Genomic DNA, 16,233 nt, shown 5'->3' with positions numbered 1-16,233 from the left:
CTGCGTGGGAATGCCACCCTGGACGCTCCGCGTCTGCTCTTGAAGTTGTGACGCGGAGCGTCATTGGATGCATTCCCACGCAGAGCGTGGGAACGAGCCAGCTGGATCAGGCCAGTTCGGTCGCGGTGTTCTTGACCACCGCCAACTCCGGATGCGCCACCAGCTTATCAATGTGCAACTCATCATTGTTCAACCAGGTCTCGGTCAGCACCCGGTAATGTTCCATATCCCGGCAGCGCATGCGCAGGCTGTAGTCGAACGGCCCGCTGATCAACTGGCATTCGAATACCTGCGGGCAGGCTTTCACGCAGGCTTCGAAGGCCTTTTGCGCCGAGCGCCCGCTTTGGTTGGACAAGGCCACCAGCACCAGCAGTGACAGCCCCGGTGAGACCATCTGCACATCGATGATCGCCCCATACCCACGGATCACCCCGCGTCGTTCCAGCTTGCGCACCCGTTCCAGGCAGGGCCTGGGGGTGAGGTGCACCAGCGACGAGAGCTTTTCGTAGGTAATACGCCCCTGATGCCTGAGTACGTCGATGATCGCTTCGTCGATGCGATCCAGCGTAGGGGAAGAATGGGGTCCGTGGGCCTTGGTATCCATGAGTTCACTTCAAACGGTTGGAAAGAAATTGCTGCAAGCGTTCGCTGGTGGGATGGTCGAGGATCTCGGCGCCGCCGTGTTCTTCGACTCGGCCCTGGTGCAGGAACAGCACTTGGCTGGACACCTGGCGGGCAAAGCCCATTTCGTGGGTGACCATCAGCATGGTACGACCTTCCTCGGCCAACGTCTGTATGACTTTGAGCACTTCTCCTACAAGTTCCGGGTCCAGGGCCGAGGTGGGTTCATCGAACAGGATAATCTCCGGTTCCATTGCCAGCGCCCGCGCAATGGCCACGCGCTGCTGCTGGCCACCGGACAGGAACGCCGGGTATTGGTCCGCCACGCGGCTCGGCAGGCCGACCTTGTCCAGGTACAGCCGCGCACGCTTCTCGGCTTCGGCGGCGCTCACGTTCAGCACCCGGCGCGGGGCCATGGTGATGTTTTCCAGCACGGTCATGTGGCTCCACAGGTTGAAGTGCTGGAACACCATGGCCAGGCGCGTGCGCAGGTTTTGCAGTTGCGCCTGGTGCGGCGCACGGGTGCCGGCGCGGCCTGGTTGCATTTCGATGCTGATGCCGTCCAGGGTGATCACCCCGGCGTCAGGCTGTTCCAGAAAGTTGATGCACCGCAGCATCGTGCTTTTGCCCGAGCCGCTGGCGCCGATCAGGCTGATCACATCGCCCTGGCGTGCATTGAGGGACACGCCCTTGAGCACTTCGTGTTCGCCGTAGCGTTTATGGATACCTTCGACTTGCAGCTTGATGGCCGCCGTGGCGGTTTTGCCGACGGGTACATCCATTGGATAAGCGGCCAGGGCCTGCGCGGACTGATTCATGGGTTAGCCTCGGGTAGGAACAAGAAAGCGCATCCAGCGACGTTCGGCCAGCCTGAACAGGCCCACCAGTGCAAAGGACAGCAGCATGTAGAGCAGGGCGGCGATGCCGAAGGCCTGGAAGGTCAGGAACGTCTCGGCATTGGCATCGCGGGCGACCTTGAGGATGTCGGCGACGGTGGCGGTAAACGCCAGTGACGTGGCGTGCAACATCAGGATCATTTCATTGCTGTAGGCCGGCAGGGCGCGACGCAATGCGGCGGGTACGATCACAAACAGGTTCAGCCGCCAGCCGTGCAGGCCATAGGCGCGTGCCGCTTCGATCTCGCCATGGGGAATGTTGCGGATTGCCCCGGCGAAGATTTCCACGGTGTAGGCGCAGGTGTTGAGCACAAACGCCAACAGTGTGCAGTTCAGCGCGTTGCGGAAAAACTGGTTGAGCAGGGCGTTGTCCTGCACCACTTCCAGGCTGTACAGCCCGGTGTAGCAAATCAGCAGTTGGATATACAGGGGCGTGCCACGGAACAGGTAGGTGTAAACCTCCACCGGCCAGCGCAGCCAGAAATGCTCTGAGACGCGTGCCAGCGCCAGGGGGATCGACAGGCCAAAGCCGAGCACCACCGAGATAATGAACAGCCACAAGGTCATGGCGACACCGGACAGGCCGCTGCCATCGCTGAACAGATAGGCCAGGCCGTATTGCTGGAACAGTTCGATCATCGCGCCATCCCCTTGATGCCCAGGTTATAGCGCCGTTCCAGGCGCTTGAAGATGCGGTTGGAGAGGGTGGTAATCACCAGGTACACCAGGCCCGCGAGGATCAGGAAGTACAGCGGCTCGCTGGTGGACTTGCCGGCGTTCTGCGCGGCCTTGACCAGGTCTGACAGGCCGATGATGGACACCAGCGCCGTGGACTTGAGCAGCACCAGCCAGTTATTGCCCAGGCCAGGCAGGGCAAAGCGCATCAGTTGCGGGAACAGCACCAGGTGAAAGCGCTGCCAGCGGCTCAGGCCGTAGGCGGTGGCGGCTTCCAGTTGGCCCGCCGGCACACTGAGGATCGCACCCCGGAAGTTCTCGGTGAAATACGCACCGTAGATAAAGCCCAGGGTGATCACCCCGGCGGTAAACGGGTCGATTTCAACGTAGTCCCAGCCGAACGCTTCGGTCAGGTCGTTGAGCCACAGTTGCAGGCTGTAGAAGATCAGCAGGATCAGCACCAGGTCCGGCACGCTGCGGATCAACGTGGTGTAGAGCGTGGCCGGCACGCGCAGCCATTTGGCGCTGGAGAGTTTGGCGCCAGCGGCGACCAGGCCCAGCGTAAGGCTCAGAGCCAGGGCGAGGAACGCCAGCTTGAGCGTCATCCAGGCACCCTGGGCCAGCATGGGGCCGTAGCCTTGCAGGTTGAGGAGGTCGTTCATGGGGAAGATCTCGAAGGAGTGCACGGATTTACTGTGGGAGCTGGCTTGCCTGCGATAACGGTGGTGCAGTCACGGCGTGGGTGCCTGAAGCACCGCTATCGCGGGCAAGCCCGCTCCCACAGGGGCACGGGTTGCCGGTTACTCGTTGTAGATGTCCTGATCGCCAAAGTATTTCTTCTGGATCTGTGCGTAAGTGCCATCGGCCTGGACGGCGGCGATGCCCTTGTTGATCAGCTCACGCAATGCCTGGTCGTTCTTGCGCAGGCCCATGGCGATGTCCAGCGGCAGGGTCGGGTCCTTGAAGGCCGGGCCGGTCTTGAAGTCGGCGCCTTCGGGCTTGGACAGGAAGTTGAGCTGGGCTTCGAGCTTGTCCGTCAGGGTGGCGTCGAGGCGGCCGTTTTGCAGGTCGGCGTAGTTCTGTTCCTGGGACTGGTATGCCTTGATCTGTGCACCGAGCTTGGCCAGGTGTGCGCGGGCATAGGCTTCCTGCAACGAGCCTTGCAGCACGCCAACGTGCTTGCCGTTCAGCGACTCGGGGGTGTCACCGAAGGTGGCGTTTTTGCGGGTGATCACCGAGGTGGGGCTGAGGAACAGGCGGTCGGTGAAGTCGATGACTTTCTCACGAGCCGGGGTCACGGCCATGGAGGACATGATCGCGTCGAACTTGCGCGCACGCAGGGCCGGGATCATGCCGTCGAATTCGTTGTGCACCCAGGTGCATTTCACTTCGAGCTTGGCGCAGATAGCGTTGCCCAGTTCGATATCGAACCCTTGCAGGCTGCCGTCGGCGGCGACAGATTCGAAGGGCGGGTATTCGGGGAACACGCCAAACCGGATTTCTTTCCAGTCCTGGGCGTGGGCAGAAGTGGCGCACAGTGGCAACAGCAACGCAGCGAAGAGTGATCGCAGAGGAGTCATGTGTCGGTCCCTATATTTTGTAATTGATGTCAGGGGCAGTGAATAACTGGGAGCAGAGAATGCTTCATGGTGGTGCGTTTTTTGTGTCGTTTACCCCCTGCGCAAAGCGCAAATTGCGCTGTTAAAACAAGCAATGCAGCGGAATCGGCTGTGGCACCGGCAAAATCGGCTTTTAACCCACTAGAATCTCGCCTGCCCTGGGCGCAAAGCGGCAGGCCAGAGCGGTTTCAGGCGCGCTTTTTATGCTGTACCACAGGTTGCTGGGCCAGGCGTGCGAACAGGTTTTTCGGGTCGGCCAGGTCCGGCACCAGCTCCAGCTCGCTGCCCACATCCAGGGCTTTGGCCACGTCCAATACATAGCGCAGGGCCGAGTAGTCTTCGATGGCAAAACCCACCGAGTCGAACAGGGTAATTTGGCGGTCATTTTCGCGGCCCGGCTGTTGGCCGTTGATCACTTGCCACAGCTCGGTGACCGGCGAATCTTCCGGCATATGCTGGATTTCACCTTCGATGCGGCTTTGCGGTTCGTACTCGACGATCACCCGAGCGCGCTCGACGATGCGGCGGTCCAGCTCGGTCTTGCCCGGGCAGTCACCGCCCACGGCATTGAGGTGCATGCCTGGCTCGATCATCTCGTCAGTCAGGATGGTGGCGTAGGCTTTGTCCGCAGTCACGGTGGTGACAATGTCCGCGCCTTTGACTGCCTCGGCGACGCTGGCGGCCAGGATCACCTTGATCGCCGGGAACGCCTTGAGGTTGGCGGCGAGCTTGGCGGTGGCCTGGGGGTCGATGTCGAACAGGCGGATTTCAGTAATACCGAGCATGGCGTGGAAGGCCAGGGCCTGGAATTCGCTTTGGCAGCCGTTGCCGATCAGCGCCATGCTGCGGCTGTTGGCGCGGGCCAGGTAGCGGGCGACCAGGGCCGAGGTGGCGGCGGTGCGGATCGCAGTGGTCAGGGTCATTTCCGCCAGCAGCACCGGTTTACCGGTGTCGACGTCGCCCAAGGCACCGAACGCCATCACGGTGAGCATGCCGGCCAGGGTGTTTTTCGGGTGGCCGTTGACGTACTTGAAGGCGTACAGCGAGGCGTCGGACACCGGCATCAGCTCGATCACCCCATCCGGTGAATGGTTGGCCAGGCGCGCGCATTTCTCGAAATCCTGCCAGCGCAGGTAGTCGGCGCGAATGTAGTCGGCCATTTCGGTGATGCAGGTTTGCAGGCCTTTTTGCGAAACCAGGTAGCTGAGGTCGTTGACGTCGATATAACGGGTCATGGCAAGACTCCTTATTGAAATGAGGGACGGGCCGGCAGATGCACTTCGGCCAGCATGCAGCGGGCACTGCCGCCGCCGATGCGTTCGATGTTGTCGATATTCACCACCACCGGCCGCGTATGGCGTTCCACATGCTGACGCTGCGCCGGATGCAGGGCGCCCCAGGCACTGGCGGACATCACCAGCAACGGCTGGCCGTCACGGTCGTGGACTTCCAGCATGTTGCCGGCGAAGGCTTCCAGCTGGCCGAAGTCCAGGCTGAGGATATCTTTGCCGGTATCACGCAGGGAGCGTTCCAGGGCCAGGCGTTCGCGGTCGTCGGGCAGGGCCTGCAGGCACACCACCGCGAGGTCGCGGCCAACGCTCATCATCACGTTGCTGTGGTAGATGGGTGCCTGGTGGCGGTCCAGGGCGTGGAACACGCAGAGTTGGTAGTCGAGGCGTTCGGCAAACTGGCGCAGGGCCGCGTGGTGGGTGCGCCCCGAATGGCAGGCGTAGCTGATGCGGTGCTGGCGGTCGAGTACCATGCTGCCGGTGCCTTCCAGGAAGATGTTCTGTTGTTCCAGGTGGCTGAGATCGATGGTGGTGTTGATCGCAAAGCGCTGCTCCAAAACTTGCAGCACGCCCTTGTTGCGCTCCAGTCGGCGGTTCTGGCCTTCCATGGGGTAGAGCACCAGGCTGCCGTCGGCATGGCTGCTCCACCAGTTGTTGGGGAAGATCGAGTCGGGCGTGTGGGGCGCCGGCGTGTCCTGCACCACCAGCACCTCCACGCCGTGCTGGCGCAGGGTGTCGACATAACCGTCGAACTCCTCCAGCGCTTTGTGCTGTGCACTGAGCGGGTCCAGCGGCGGGCGTTGGAAACGGTTGTTGATCGCGGTATCCGGGTTGAAGGCAAAGCGCGCCGGGCGGATCATCAGGACGGTGTTGGTGGTTTGCATGGGGGCACGGGTCCGTTGGGGATCTTGTGCCGCTATTGTGTGCGTTGCGGGGAAAGGATCCCGGCTGAAACGGCGGGGTGGCTCAGCCAAGAAAGCTGAAAACGGGAGTGGCGCAGCCGAATCGGCTGCCAGATTGAAATACGATCAAACTGTGGGAACTGGCTTGCCTGTGATAGCGGTGTGTCAGCCCCATTCATCTGGCTGGCCCACCGCTATCGCAGGCAAGCCAGCTCCCACATTGGTATTGTGGTGATTGTTATCGCTGTGTCAGCCAGGAGGAACCATGTCTACCGCTGTTCGCCTTGCCCAACCTTCCGATGCCGAAGGTATCAGCCACGTCATCCTGGCTGCGCTGCACAGCAGCAACGCACGTGATTACCCCGCGGATGTGATTGCGCGGGTTGCCAGCAACTTCACCCCCGACGCTGTGCTGGCATTGCTCCAGCGGCGGGTAGTGTTGGTGGCGACTCAGGCTCAACTGATCGTCGCTACGGCCTCACTGGATGGCAATGTGGTGCGCTCGGTGTTCGTCAACCCAGCGCTGCAAGGGCAGGGCATTGGCCGATTGTTGATGATCGAGATCGAACTGCGCGCCCGTGAAGCCGGCGTGACGGTCTTGAGCGTGCCGTCCTCGCTGACGGCGCAAGCCTTCTACGCCAAGTTGGGTTTTCACAACGTGCGTGACGTGTACCACGGCAATGAGCGCACGTTGGTGATGGAAAAAACGCTGTTGTCCCGCCACCCCATCGGGCCTTATCGCGACCGTCAACACCGTGCTCAGGTGATTGAGCTATGGCAGCAGGCGTTTGGCTATGACACCGCGCATAACCTGCCGAGCCTGGCGATTGATAGGAAACTGGCGGTCAACGACGGGTTGTTCTTCGTTGCCACCGACAACAAAGCCGTGATCGGTACCATTCTCGCCGGCTATGACGGGCATCGTGGCTGGTTGTATTCGGTGGCGGTGCATACCGACTATCGGCGCCATGGCCTGGGATCGTCGCTGGTGCGCTATGCCGAACAGGCGTTGACGGCGCTGGGTTGCATGAAGATCAACCTGCAGATCACCGGCGGCAATGACGTGGTGGTGGGGTTTTATGAGGCGTTGGGGTACGGGGTGGAGCCGAGGATCAGTATGGGCAAGAAGATTGCCGAGAATATTGCGCCACGCTCTTGAAGGCGTAGAAACCAGTGTGGGAGCTGGCTTGCCTGCGATAGCGGTGGGCCTTTGATCGTTCCCACGCTCTGCGTGGGAATGCCGCCTGGGATGCTCCGCGTCCCGCCGGACAACAGGTGACGCGGAGCGTCAGGGGATGCATTGCATTCCCACGCGGAGCGTGGGAACGATCATATGCTGACTGACAGTTCGCTATCGCAGGCAAGCCAGCTCCCACAGGGTTTTGTGGTGTCGCTGGCTTTTGTGGCTGTCAGACCTTGACGATCCAACCCGCTGGCGCTTCCACGTCACCGGTCTGCACACCGGTCAGCTCTTTGTAGAGCTTCTGGGTGATCGGGCCGACTTCGGTCTCGCTGTGGAACACATGCAGCTTGCCGTTGTACTGAATGCCGCCGATAGGCGAGATCACCGCAGCGGTACCGCAGGCGCCGGCTTCCTTGAACTGATCCAGCTTGTCGATGAACACTTCGCCCTCGACCACTTCCAGGCCCAGGCGGGTCTGGGCCAGTTCGATCAGCGACAGGCGGGTGATGCCTGGCAATACCGAAGGCGACTTCGGCGTGATGAACTGGTTGTCGTGGGTGATCCCGAAGAAGTTGGCCGAGCCGACTTCTTCGATTTTCGAGTGGGTCATCGGGTCCAGGTAGATCGCGTCGGCGAAACCGGATTTCTTCGCTTCCGAGCCGGGCATCAGGCTGGCGGCGTAGTTGCCACCGACCTTGGCGGCACCGGTGCCTTGCGGCGCGGCGCGGTCGTAGCCGGAGATCTGGAAGTTGTGCGGCACCAGGCCGCCCTTGAAGTAGGCACCGACCGGGATGCAGAACACCGAGAAGATGAACTCCGGCGCGCTACGCACGCCAATGTTGTCTCCGGTGCCGATCACGAACGGGCGCAGGTACAGCGCGCCGCCACTGCCGTACGGCGGGATGAAGCGCTCGTTGGCCTTGACCACTTGTTTGCAGGCGTCGATGAACGCGTCGGTCGGCACTTGTGGCATCAGCAGGCGGCCACAGCTGCGCTGCATGCGGGCGGCGTTCTGGTCCGGGCGGAACAGGTTGATCGAACCGTCCTTGCAACGATAGGCCTTCAGGCCCTCGAAGCATTGCTGGCCATAATGCAGGGCAGTGGAGCCCTCGCTGATGTGCAGCACATTGTCGTCGGTCAGGGTGCCAGCTTGCCATTCGCCGTTTTTCCAGACCTGGAGAAACCGCTTGTCGGTCTTGATGTAGTCAAAACCCAGCTTGTCCCAATTGATGCTCTCGTTACCCATGACACCCTCTATCTCTGGTCAAGTCGGATTTTTTTTCTGGATGGGCGCAACAATACTGCATTCTTGGCCGGTGTGGGAGGAGGGCGGCGGACCATTCAACCTCTGCATTGGCTGATCCACCGCTATCGCGGGCAAGCCCGGCTCCCACATTGGAATGCATTCCAAGTGTGGGAGCTGGCTTGCCTGCGATAGCCACGCCACGGTTTTACAGGTGCAACGCGTGGCCCAACGCCCGCAGCGCGGCTTCCTGCACCGCTTCACCCAGAGTCGGGTGGGCATGGATGGTGCCAGCCACATCCTCCAGGCGCGCACCCATTTCCAGGCTCAGGCCGAACGCGGTCGACAGCTCGGACACTCCGGCCCCCACGGCTTGCCAGCCAACAATCAAGTGATTGTCACGTCGCGCCACCACCCGCACGAAGCCGGCTTTGGACTCCAGCGTCATGGCCCGGCCATTGGCGGCGAAGGGGAAGCTCGACACAATGCAATCCAGGCCGGCAGCCTTGGCCTCGTCCGGGGTCTTGCCGACCACCACCAGTTCCGGGTCGGTAAAGCACACCGCCGGAATTGCCGCCGGGTTGAATTCGCGGGCCTTGCCGCTGATCAGTTCGGCAACCATTTCGCCCTGGGCCATGGCCCGGTGCGCCAGCATCGGCTCGCCACTGAGGTCGCCGATGGCATACACGTTGCGCATGCTGGTCTGGCAGCGGCTGTCGATCTTGATCGCCGCGCCGTTCATGTCCAGGTTCAGCGCTTCGAGGTTCCAACCCTGGGTGTTGGGTTTGCGCCCCACGGCGACCAGCACCTGGTCGGTGTCCAGCGCCAAGATGTCGCCGTTGGGGGCGCGCACCTGCAGTTTGCCGTCGGCAAAGCCGGTGACGCTGTGTTCCAGGTACAGCTTCACGCCGAGTTTCTTCAAGGATTCAGCCACCGGCAGGGTCAGTTCGGCGTCGTAGGCCGGCAGGATGTGCGCCTGGGCCTCGACCACACTGACGTCGGCACCCAGCTTGCGGTAGGCGATACCCAGTTCCAGGCCGATATAACCACCGCCCACCACGATCAGGCGTTTGGGCACATGGGTCGGTGCCAGGGCTTCGGTGGAGGAGATAATCGGCCCGCCAATCGGCAGCATCGGCAGGTTGACGCTTGTCGAGCCGGTGGCCAGCAGCAGGTGTTCGCACTGGATGCGCTGCTCGCCCACCTCGACAGTCTTGCCGTCGATGACCTTGGCCCAGCCATGGATCACCTGCACCTTGTGCTTCTTCAACAGTGCGGCCACGCCGGTGGTCAGACGGTCGACGATGCCGTCTTTCCATTCCACGCTCTTGCGGATGTCCAGGGTCGGTACATCCACTTCAATGCCCAGTTGCGAGCCCTGGCTATGGTGCACGGTTTGCTGGAACTGCTCGGCCACATGGATCAGCGCCTTGGAGGGAATGCAGCCGATGTTCAGGCAGGTGCCGCCCAGTGCCTGGCCTTCCACCAGGATAGTGGGGATGCCCAGTTGGCCTGCGCGAATCGCCGCCACATAACCGCCGGGGCCGCCGCCGATAATCAGCAGCGTGGTGTGCAATGTCTGAGTCATGCCCTTACTCCAGGAACAGGCTGGCGGGTTGTTCGAGCAGGCCGCGAATGGCCTGGATGAATTGCGCCGCGTCCATGCCATCGACCACGCGGTGATCGAAGGAGCTGGAGAGGTTCATCATCTTGCGCACCACAATCTGGCCCTTGATCACCATCGGCCGCTCAACGATACGGTTGACGCCGACGATGGCCACTTCCGGCAGGTTCAGCACCGGCGTGCTGACAATGCCGCCCAAGGCGCCAAGGCTGGTCAGGGTGATGGTGGAACCGGACAGCTCATCGCGGCTGGCCTTGCCTGTGCGTGCGGCATTGGCCAAACGCGCGATTTCTTCGGCAGTGCCCCACAGGCTGCGGGCTTCGGCGTGACGTACCACCGGCACCATCAGGCCCACGTCGCTCTGGGTGGCGACGCCCACGTGCACGGCACCGAGGCGAGTGATGACCTGGGCTTCGTCGTCGTAACGCGCATTGATCTGCGGGAAGTCGCGCAAGGCTACCACCATGGCCCGCACGATAAACGGCAGCAGGGTCAGCTTGCCGCGTGTCGCACCGTGCTTCTCGTTGAGATGCACGCGCAACTCGTCGAGGGCGGTGACGTCGATTTCTTCCACGTAGCTGAAATGCGCGGCGCGCCGGGTGGCGTCCTGCATGCGCTGGGCGATCTTGCGGCGCATGCCGATCACCGGGATTTGGTGTTCGTCGTTGCGCTCGGCGTAAGGGTTGGCGGCACTGGCGCCCGTTGCCGTGCCCTGGCGCAAGTAAGCCTCCAGGTCTTCATGCAGAATTCGGCCGGCAGGCCCTGTGCCCTGGACCAGGCGCAGTTGAATCCCGGCATCCAGCGCGTGTTTGCGCACGGCAGGCGAGGCCAATGGGCGTTCGCTGGCTTCACGGGCCACGGGCGCTTGCGGCGCTTTCACTGCTGCAGCGGGCTTGCTTTCTACCGGCGCCTGTACCGGTTTGGCTTCGGCCACAGGCGGCGCGGCCTTCGCCGGCTCGGCAACCACGGGTACATCCTTGGTATTGCCTGCGCCTTCTACTTCAATGCTGATCAAAATACTGCCCACTGCCATGACCTCACCCGGCTCGCCGCCGAGGGAAATCACTTTGCCGTGGACCGGCGAGGGAATATCCACCATCGCCTTGTCGGTCATCACATCCGCCAGCACCTGGTCTTCAACCACCAGGTCGCCGACCTTTACATGCCATACCGACAATTCAACTTCCGCGATGCCCTCGCCTATGTCCGGCATCTTGATAACGTGCGTGCCCATTCAGACCTCCATGACCCGTTTCAACGCCGCGCCCACTCGGGACGGCCCTGGGAAATACGCCCATTCCTGCGCGTGCGGGTAGGGGGTGTCCCAACCGGTGACGCGTTCGATCGGCGCTTCCAGGTGGTGGAAGCAATGCTCTTGCACCAGCGAGACCAACTCGGCACCAAAGCCGCAGGTGCGCGTGGCCTCATGCACCACCACGCAACGGCCGGTCTTTTTCACCGACTTGACGATGGTTTCCAGGTCCAGCGGCCACAGGCTGCGCAGGTCGATGACCTCGGCGTCGATGCCGGTTTCTTCAGCGGCGACTTGCGACACATACACGGTGGTGCCGTACGTCAGCACGGTCACGGCCGAACCCGGACGCACGATGGCGGCCACGTCCAGCGGCACGGTGTAGTAACCGTCCGGCACCTGGGCTTGGGGGTGTTTCGACCACGGCGTTACCGGGCGGTCGTGGTGGCCATCGAAAGGGCCGTTATACAGGCGCTTGGGTTCGAGGAAGATCACCGGGTCATCGTTTTCGATGGAGGCGATCAGCAGGCCCTTGGCGTCATAGGGGTTGGACGGCATCACCGTGCGCAGGCCGCAGACCTGGGTGAACACCGCTTCGATACTCTGGCTGTGGGTCTGGCCGCCATAGATGCCGCCACCGCAGGGCATGCGCATGGTCAAGGGCGCAGTGAACTGGCCGGCCGAGCGATAGCGCAGGCGCGCCGCCTCGGAAATGATCTGGTCGGTGGCGGGGTAGACGTAGTCGGCGAACTGGATTTCGGCCACCGGGCGCAAGCCATAGGCGCCCATGCCCACGGCCACGCCGACGATGCCGCTTTCCGAGATGGGGGCGTCAAACACCCGCGAGCTGCCGTACTTGGTCTGCAAGCCTTCGGTGCAACGGAACACGCCGCCGAAGTACCCGACGTCCTGGCCGAACACCACCACGTTGTCGTCACGCTCAAGCATCACATCCATGGCCGAGCGCAGGGCCTGGATCATGGTCATGGTGGTGGTGGTCATGGCGGTTTCCAGTTCGATGCTGTTGTTGTGGTCGTTCATGTCACACCCCCAACTCTTGACGCTGGCGCTTCAGGTGCTCCGGCATCTCTTTATAGACGTCCTCGAACATGGTCGCGGCGCTTGGAATCTGGCCACCGGCGAGGGTGCCGTACTGTTCGGCTTCCTTCTGCGCCTTGACCACTTCGGCTTCAAGTTCGGCACTGACCGCCGCGTGTTCCTCTTCGGACCACTGGCCAATTTTGATCAGGTGCTGCTTGAGGCGGGCAATCGGATCGCCCAGCGGGAAGTGGCTCCAGTCGTCGGCGGGACGGTACTTGGATGGGTCATCGGAGGTGGAGTGTGGGCCGGCGCGGTAGGTGACCCACTCGATCAGGGTGGGCCCCAGGTTGCGGCGCGCACGCTCGGCAGCCCAGGCCGAGGCGGCGTACACGGCGATAAAGTCGTTGCCGTCCACGCGCAGGGAAGCGATGCCGCAACCGACGCCGCGTCCGGCGAAGGTGGTGGCTTCACCGCCGGCGATGGCCTGGAAGGTGGAAATCGCCCACTGGTTGTTGACCACGTTGAGAATCACTGGCGCGCGGTACACGTGGGCGAAGGTGAGGGCGGTGTGGAAGTCCGATTCAGCAGTGGCGCCGTCGCCGATCCAGGCCGAGGCGATCTTGGTATCGCCCTTGATCGCTGAGGCCATGCCCCAGCCCACGCCCTGCACGAATTGGGTGGCAAGGTTGCCGGAAATAGTGAAGAAGCCCGCCTCCTTGACCGAATACATGATCGGTAACTGGCGGCCCTTGAGCGGGTCGCGCTCGTTGGACAGCAGTTGGCAGATCAGGTCCACCAGCGGCACCTCGCGGGCCATCAGGATGCTTTGCTGGCGATAGGTGGGGAAGCACATGTCGTCGATATTCAAGGCCAGGGCCTGGGCGCTGCCGATGGCTTCTTCGCCAAGGCTTTGCATGTAGAACGACATTTTTTTCTGACGCTGGGCGACCACCATGCGGTTGTCGAAAATGCGCGTCTTGAGCATGGCGCGCATGCCGCGGCGCATGATCTCGGTGGAGACACCCTCGGCCCACGGGCCAAGGGCCTGGCCCTGATCGTCGAGCACGCGGATCAGGCCCTTGGCCAGGTCGGCGGTGTCGGCCGGTTCTACGTCGATGGCGGGTTTGCGTACCAGGCCGGCGTCGGTCAAACGCAGGTAGGTAAAGTCGGTCTTGCAGCCTGGGCGGCCCGAGGGTTCGGGAACATGCAGGCGCAGCGGTGCATACGGCTGGGTCATGGCTTTCTACGCTCTATCTTGTGAATTTCTTGTAGTGGGCGCGCTAGCTGACAGTCAGTCTTCGGGTAGAAGAAATCTTGTCCTACAACAATCATAGGCGTGGCGTAGAAGAATATTTATCTGTGTTTCATTGCGCTCACGGTCATTTGCGGATAAAAAAACTGCATAAACATAATAAACAGGTGATTTTGTCTCATGCGCAAACTGGACCGTACCGATATCGGCATTCTCAACGCCCTGCAGGAGAATGCCCGGATCACCAATGCCGACCTGGCCCGCTCGGTCAACCTGTCGCCCACGCCGTGTTTCAACCGGGTCAAGGCGATGGAAGAACTGGGGCTGATTCGTGAGCAGGTCACGCTGCTGGATGCTGATTTGCTGGGGCTGCACGTCAATGTGTTCATCCATGTGAGCCTGGAAAAACAGAACGAGCTGGCGCTGCAGCAATTCGAAGGGGCGATCTCGGATCGGCCTGAGGTGATGGAGTGCTACCTGATGGCCGGCGACCCGGACTATTTGATCCGGGTGTTGGTGCCCACGATTCAGTCGCTGGAGCGTTTCATGATGGACTTTTTGACCAAGGTGCCGGGGGTGGCGAACATTCGCTCCAGCTTTGCCTTGAAGCAAGTGCGCTACAAAACCGCATTGCCATTGCCGGCCAATGGCATCAGCCTCGGTTCCTGATTCAACACGGGACAAAATGTAGGGCTTGCCTGGGATGACGGCCTGCCAGCCGACGCCAATCTACCTGACACCCAACGATCCAACTGTGGGAGCTGGCTTGCCTGCGATGGCGGCCTGACAGCCGACGATTACCTACCTGACACCCTAACGATCCAACTGTGGGAGCTGGCTTGCCTGCGAAGACGGCCTCACAGTCAACGTAGCTGGATTGTGTACATATCCATTCCTGCGGTAACGGCCACTTAGGGTTCCGCTTCTACAGCGGCTTACTTTTGAAAAGAGCCCAAAAGTAAGCAAAACGCTCTTGCCCCACCACTCGGCACCTCGCTTGGGCTCGGTGTGCCCGTAATCCGCCAGTGATTTGGGGGGCCGCCGCCACGCGCCATCCATGGCGCGGGGCGGCTAAACCGGCATCCCTGCCGGTTTACCCCCCAAATCCCTGTCGAATTCCGGCCAGCGTGGTTTAACGGGGCGCCTGAGATCAAGATCACAAGCAGAGCAAGAGCAAGAGCGGCTCGCTTCCCATCGTGGTTACTGTTGGTCGTTATAGAGCTGTATATCGGGCGAATGGTCCAACTGACCCACCGCTTTCGCCGGCCAGCTCCCACAGGGGATCGGTGCTTCTAAAGTTGGTTGAGGGGGATCTTCAGGTAGGTCACGCCGTTTTCTTCCGGCGGCGGCATATTCCCCGCCCGCACATTTACCTGTATCGCCGGCAGCAACAACGTCGGCATGCCCAATCCAGCATCGCGTTGGGTGCGCATCTCAACAAACGCCGCTTCATCCACGCCGTCATGCACATGGATATTGCCCGCCCGCTGTTCCGCCACGGTGGTCTGGCATTTGGCTTCTCGACCCTCGGGCGGGTAGTCATGACACACGTACAGCTTGGTGTCTGAAGGGAACGCCAACAGCTTGCGCATCGACGCGTACAACTGCCGCGCATCGCCGCCGGGGAAGTCGCAACGGGCGGTGCCGACGTCGGGCATGAACAGGGTGTCGCCCACCAGGATCAAGCGGCCATCGATCAAATAGGCCATGTCGGCGGGGGTGTGTCCGGGCACATGCAACGCCTGGGCCTTCAAGTTGCCGATATGAAAGATGTCATCCGGCGCAAACAGGTGATCGAACTGCGAGCCGTCCACGCGAAATTCCGGCTCGAGGTTGAACAGGTTTTTGAACACGCCCTGCACCTTGCTGATCGATTCGCCTATCGCGATCTTGCCGCCCAAGGTGCGACGCAGGTAGGGCGCGGCGGACAGGTGGTCAGCGTGGGCGTGGGTTTCCAGCAGCCATTGCACGTGCAGGCCATGCTCGCGCACAAAGGCGATCACCTTGTCGGCTTGCGTCGTGTCGGTGCGCCCGGACGCCGGGTCGTAATTGAGCACCGAGTCGACGATGGCGCAAGGGCCGCCATCGGCTTCATAGACGATATAGGTGTAGGTCGACGATGCGTCATCCAGAAAGGCTTGAATCAACGCTGGCATGGCGGCTGTCTCTGCTGAAGAAAAAAGTGGTTACAATCAGTTTACGTTTACACATAATGTTTTGAGCTTAAGTGACTTAAAGGACCCGAGGCAAATGGAATCTACGTTGAGTGAGGGCGAGGTCGCCCAGCTGCGTGCATCGGCGTCCAAGGCCTGTGCCTTGCTCAAGGCCCTGGCCAATGAAGACCGCTTGTTGATCCTGTGCCAGTTGACCCAGGGCGAGCGCAACGTCGGCGAGCTGGAAGCCCTGACCGGGGTACGCCAGCCCACCCTGTCACAACAGTTGGGCATCTTGCGCGATGAAGGGTTGGTCGCCACCCGTCGGGAAGGCAAATACATTTTCTACGGGCTGGCCAGCCATGAAGTGATTCAAGTGATGAAGACCCTGTCCGGGCTGTATTGCGGCGCGGTCATAAAAAGTTGGGCGTGACGCCATCCGGCAGCGACCCTTGTGTGCATTGACTCAAAAAGGCAGTAGAC

The 16,233-nt window shown here is 61.6% G+C and carries 16 protein-coding genes; 3 read left to right on the top strand and 13 right to left on the bottom strand.

Annotated elements, in window-relative coordinates:
- Window positions 1-106: 106 nt before the first annotated feature.
- The 7 genes from AB9N64_RS06950 to ctlX form a co-directional block, all read right to left on the bottom strand.
- Window positions 107-604 (bottom strand): Lrp/AsnC family transcriptional regulator, encoded by a 498-nt coding sequence (locus tag AB9N64_RS06950; RefSeq protein ID WP_014719026.1) that lies wholly within the window; start codon window positions 602-604, stop codon window positions 107-109.
- A 4-nt stretch (window positions 605-608) separates the two neighbouring features.
- Window positions 609-1,439 (bottom strand): ABC transporter ATP-binding protein, encoded by an 831-nt coding sequence (locus AB9N64_RS06945; protein WP_014719025.1) that lies wholly within the window; start codon window positions 1,437-1,439, stop codon window positions 609-611.
- Window positions 1,440-1,442: 3 nt separating this feature from the next.
- Window positions 1,443-2,156: an ABC transporter permease gene (locus tag AB9N64_RS06940; protein WP_014719024.1), complete on the bottom strand. Its 714-nt coding sequence runs from the start codon at window positions 2,154-2,156 to the stop codon at window positions 1,443-1,445.
- On the bottom strand, window positions 2,153-2,854 hold the full coding sequence (locus AB9N64_RS06935) for an ABC transporter permease (RefSeq protein WP_014719023.1): 702 nt from the start codon (window positions 2,852-2,854) through the stop codon (window positions 2,153-2,155). Before AB9N64_RS06935 ends, AB9N64_RS06940 begins: the two co-directional genes overlap by 4 nt.
- Before the next feature lie 138 nt (window positions 2,855-2,992).
- Window positions 2,993-3,772, bottom strand: coding sequence for an ABC transporter substrate-binding protein (locus tag AB9N64_RS06930; protein ID WP_371360078.1), 780 nt, complete (start codon window positions 3,770-3,772; stop codon window positions 2,993-2,995).
- 227 nt (window positions 3,773-3,999) lie between these two features.
- Complete coding sequence (locus AB9N64_RS06925) at window positions 4,000-5,046, bottom strand: ornithine cyclodeaminase (protein WP_020301301.1); 1,047 nt, start codon at window positions 5,044-5,046, stop codon at window positions 4,000-4,002.
- 11 nt (window positions 5,047-5,057) lie between these two features.
- Window positions 5,058-5,984, bottom strand: a complete 927-nt coding sequence (ctlX, locus tag AB9N64_RS06920; RefSeq protein ID WP_058410692.1) for a citrulline utilization hydrolase CtlX — start codon at window positions 5,982-5,984, stop codon at window positions 5,058-5,060.
- Window positions 5,985-6,267: 283 nt separating this feature from the next.
- Between ctlX and AB9N64_RS06915 the strand changes: the two genes are divergently transcribed.
- The gene (locus AB9N64_RS06915) at window positions 6,268-7,161 is read left to right on the top strand and encodes a GNAT family acetyltransferase (protein ID WP_371360077.1); all 894 of its coding nucleotides are present in this window, start codon (window positions 6,268-6,270) and stop codon (window positions 7,159-7,161) included.
- 250 nt (window positions 7,162-7,411) lie between these two features.
- Here AB9N64_RS06915 and AB9N64_RS06910 read toward each other — a convergent pair whose 3' ends face one another.
- From AB9N64_RS06910 to AB9N64_RS06890, 5 genes are all read right to left on the bottom strand, one after another.
- Window positions 7,412-8,431, bottom strand: coding sequence for a branched-chain amino acid aminotransferase (locus AB9N64_RS06910; protein WP_032903431.1), 1,020 nt, complete (start codon window positions 8,429-8,431; stop codon window positions 7,412-7,414).
- A gap of 205 nt (window positions 8,432-8,636) precedes the next feature.
- A complete protein-coding gene (gene lpdA, locus AB9N64_RS06905; RefSeq protein WP_058410691.1) occupies window positions 8,637-10,016 on the bottom strand; it encodes a dihydrolipoyl dehydrogenase in 1,380 nt (459 codons plus the stop codon).
- 4 nt (window positions 10,017-10,020) lie between these two features.
- Entirely contained in the window at window positions 10,021-11,286 is a 1,266-nt protein-coding gene (locus tag AB9N64_RS06900) for a dihydrolipoamide acetyltransferase family protein (RefSeq protein WP_014719016.1), read from the bottom strand.
- On the bottom strand, window positions 11,287-12,345 hold the full coding sequence (locus tag AB9N64_RS06895) for an alpha-ketoacid dehydrogenase subunit beta (RefSeq protein ID WP_005789444.1): 1,059 nt from the start codon (window positions 12,343-12,345) through the stop codon (window positions 11,287-11,289).
- A gap of 1 nt (window position 12,346) precedes the next feature.
- On the bottom strand, window positions 12,347-13,582 hold the full coding sequence (locus tag AB9N64_RS06890) for a 3-methyl-2-oxobutanoate dehydrogenase (2-methylpropanoyl-transferring) subunit alpha (protein WP_014719015.1): 1,236 nt from the start codon (window positions 13,580-13,582) through the stop codon (window positions 12,347-12,349).
- Between the two features lie 195 nt (window positions 13,583-13,777).
- Here AB9N64_RS06890 and bkdR point away from each other — a divergent pair, with 195 nt between their 5' ends.
- On the top strand, window positions 13,778-14,266 hold the full coding sequence (gene bkdR, locus AB9N64_RS06885) for a Bkd operon transcriptional regulator BkdR (RefSeq protein ID WP_003174877.1): 489 nt from the start codon (window positions 13,778-13,780) through the stop codon (window positions 14,264-14,266).
- Between the two features lie 623 nt (window positions 14,267-14,889).
- Here bkdR and AB9N64_RS06880 read toward each other — a convergent pair.
- Window positions 14,890-15,753: an MBL fold metallo-hydrolase gene (locus AB9N64_RS06880; RefSeq protein ID WP_072433859.1), complete on the bottom strand. Its 864-nt coding sequence runs from the start codon at window positions 15,751-15,753 to the stop codon at window positions 14,890-14,892.
- A gap of 94 nt (window positions 15,754-15,847) precedes the next feature.
- Between AB9N64_RS06880 and AB9N64_RS06875 the strand changes: the two genes are divergently transcribed.
- Entirely contained in the window at window positions 15,848-16,183 is a 336-nt protein-coding gene (locus AB9N64_RS06875) for a helix-turn-helix transcriptional regulator (RefSeq protein ID WP_003174875.1), read from the top strand.
- Window positions 16,184-16,233: the final 50 nt, after the last annotated feature.

This window comes from Pseudomonas sp. KT_2_4, from assembly GCF_041410225.1.
GTDB classification, from domain to species: Bacteria; Pseudomonadota; Gammaproteobacteria; order Pseudomonadales; family Pseudomonadaceae; genus Aquipseudomonas; species Aquipseudomonas paracarnis.
This window is presented reverse-complemented; position numbering and strand designations above follow the sequence as displayed.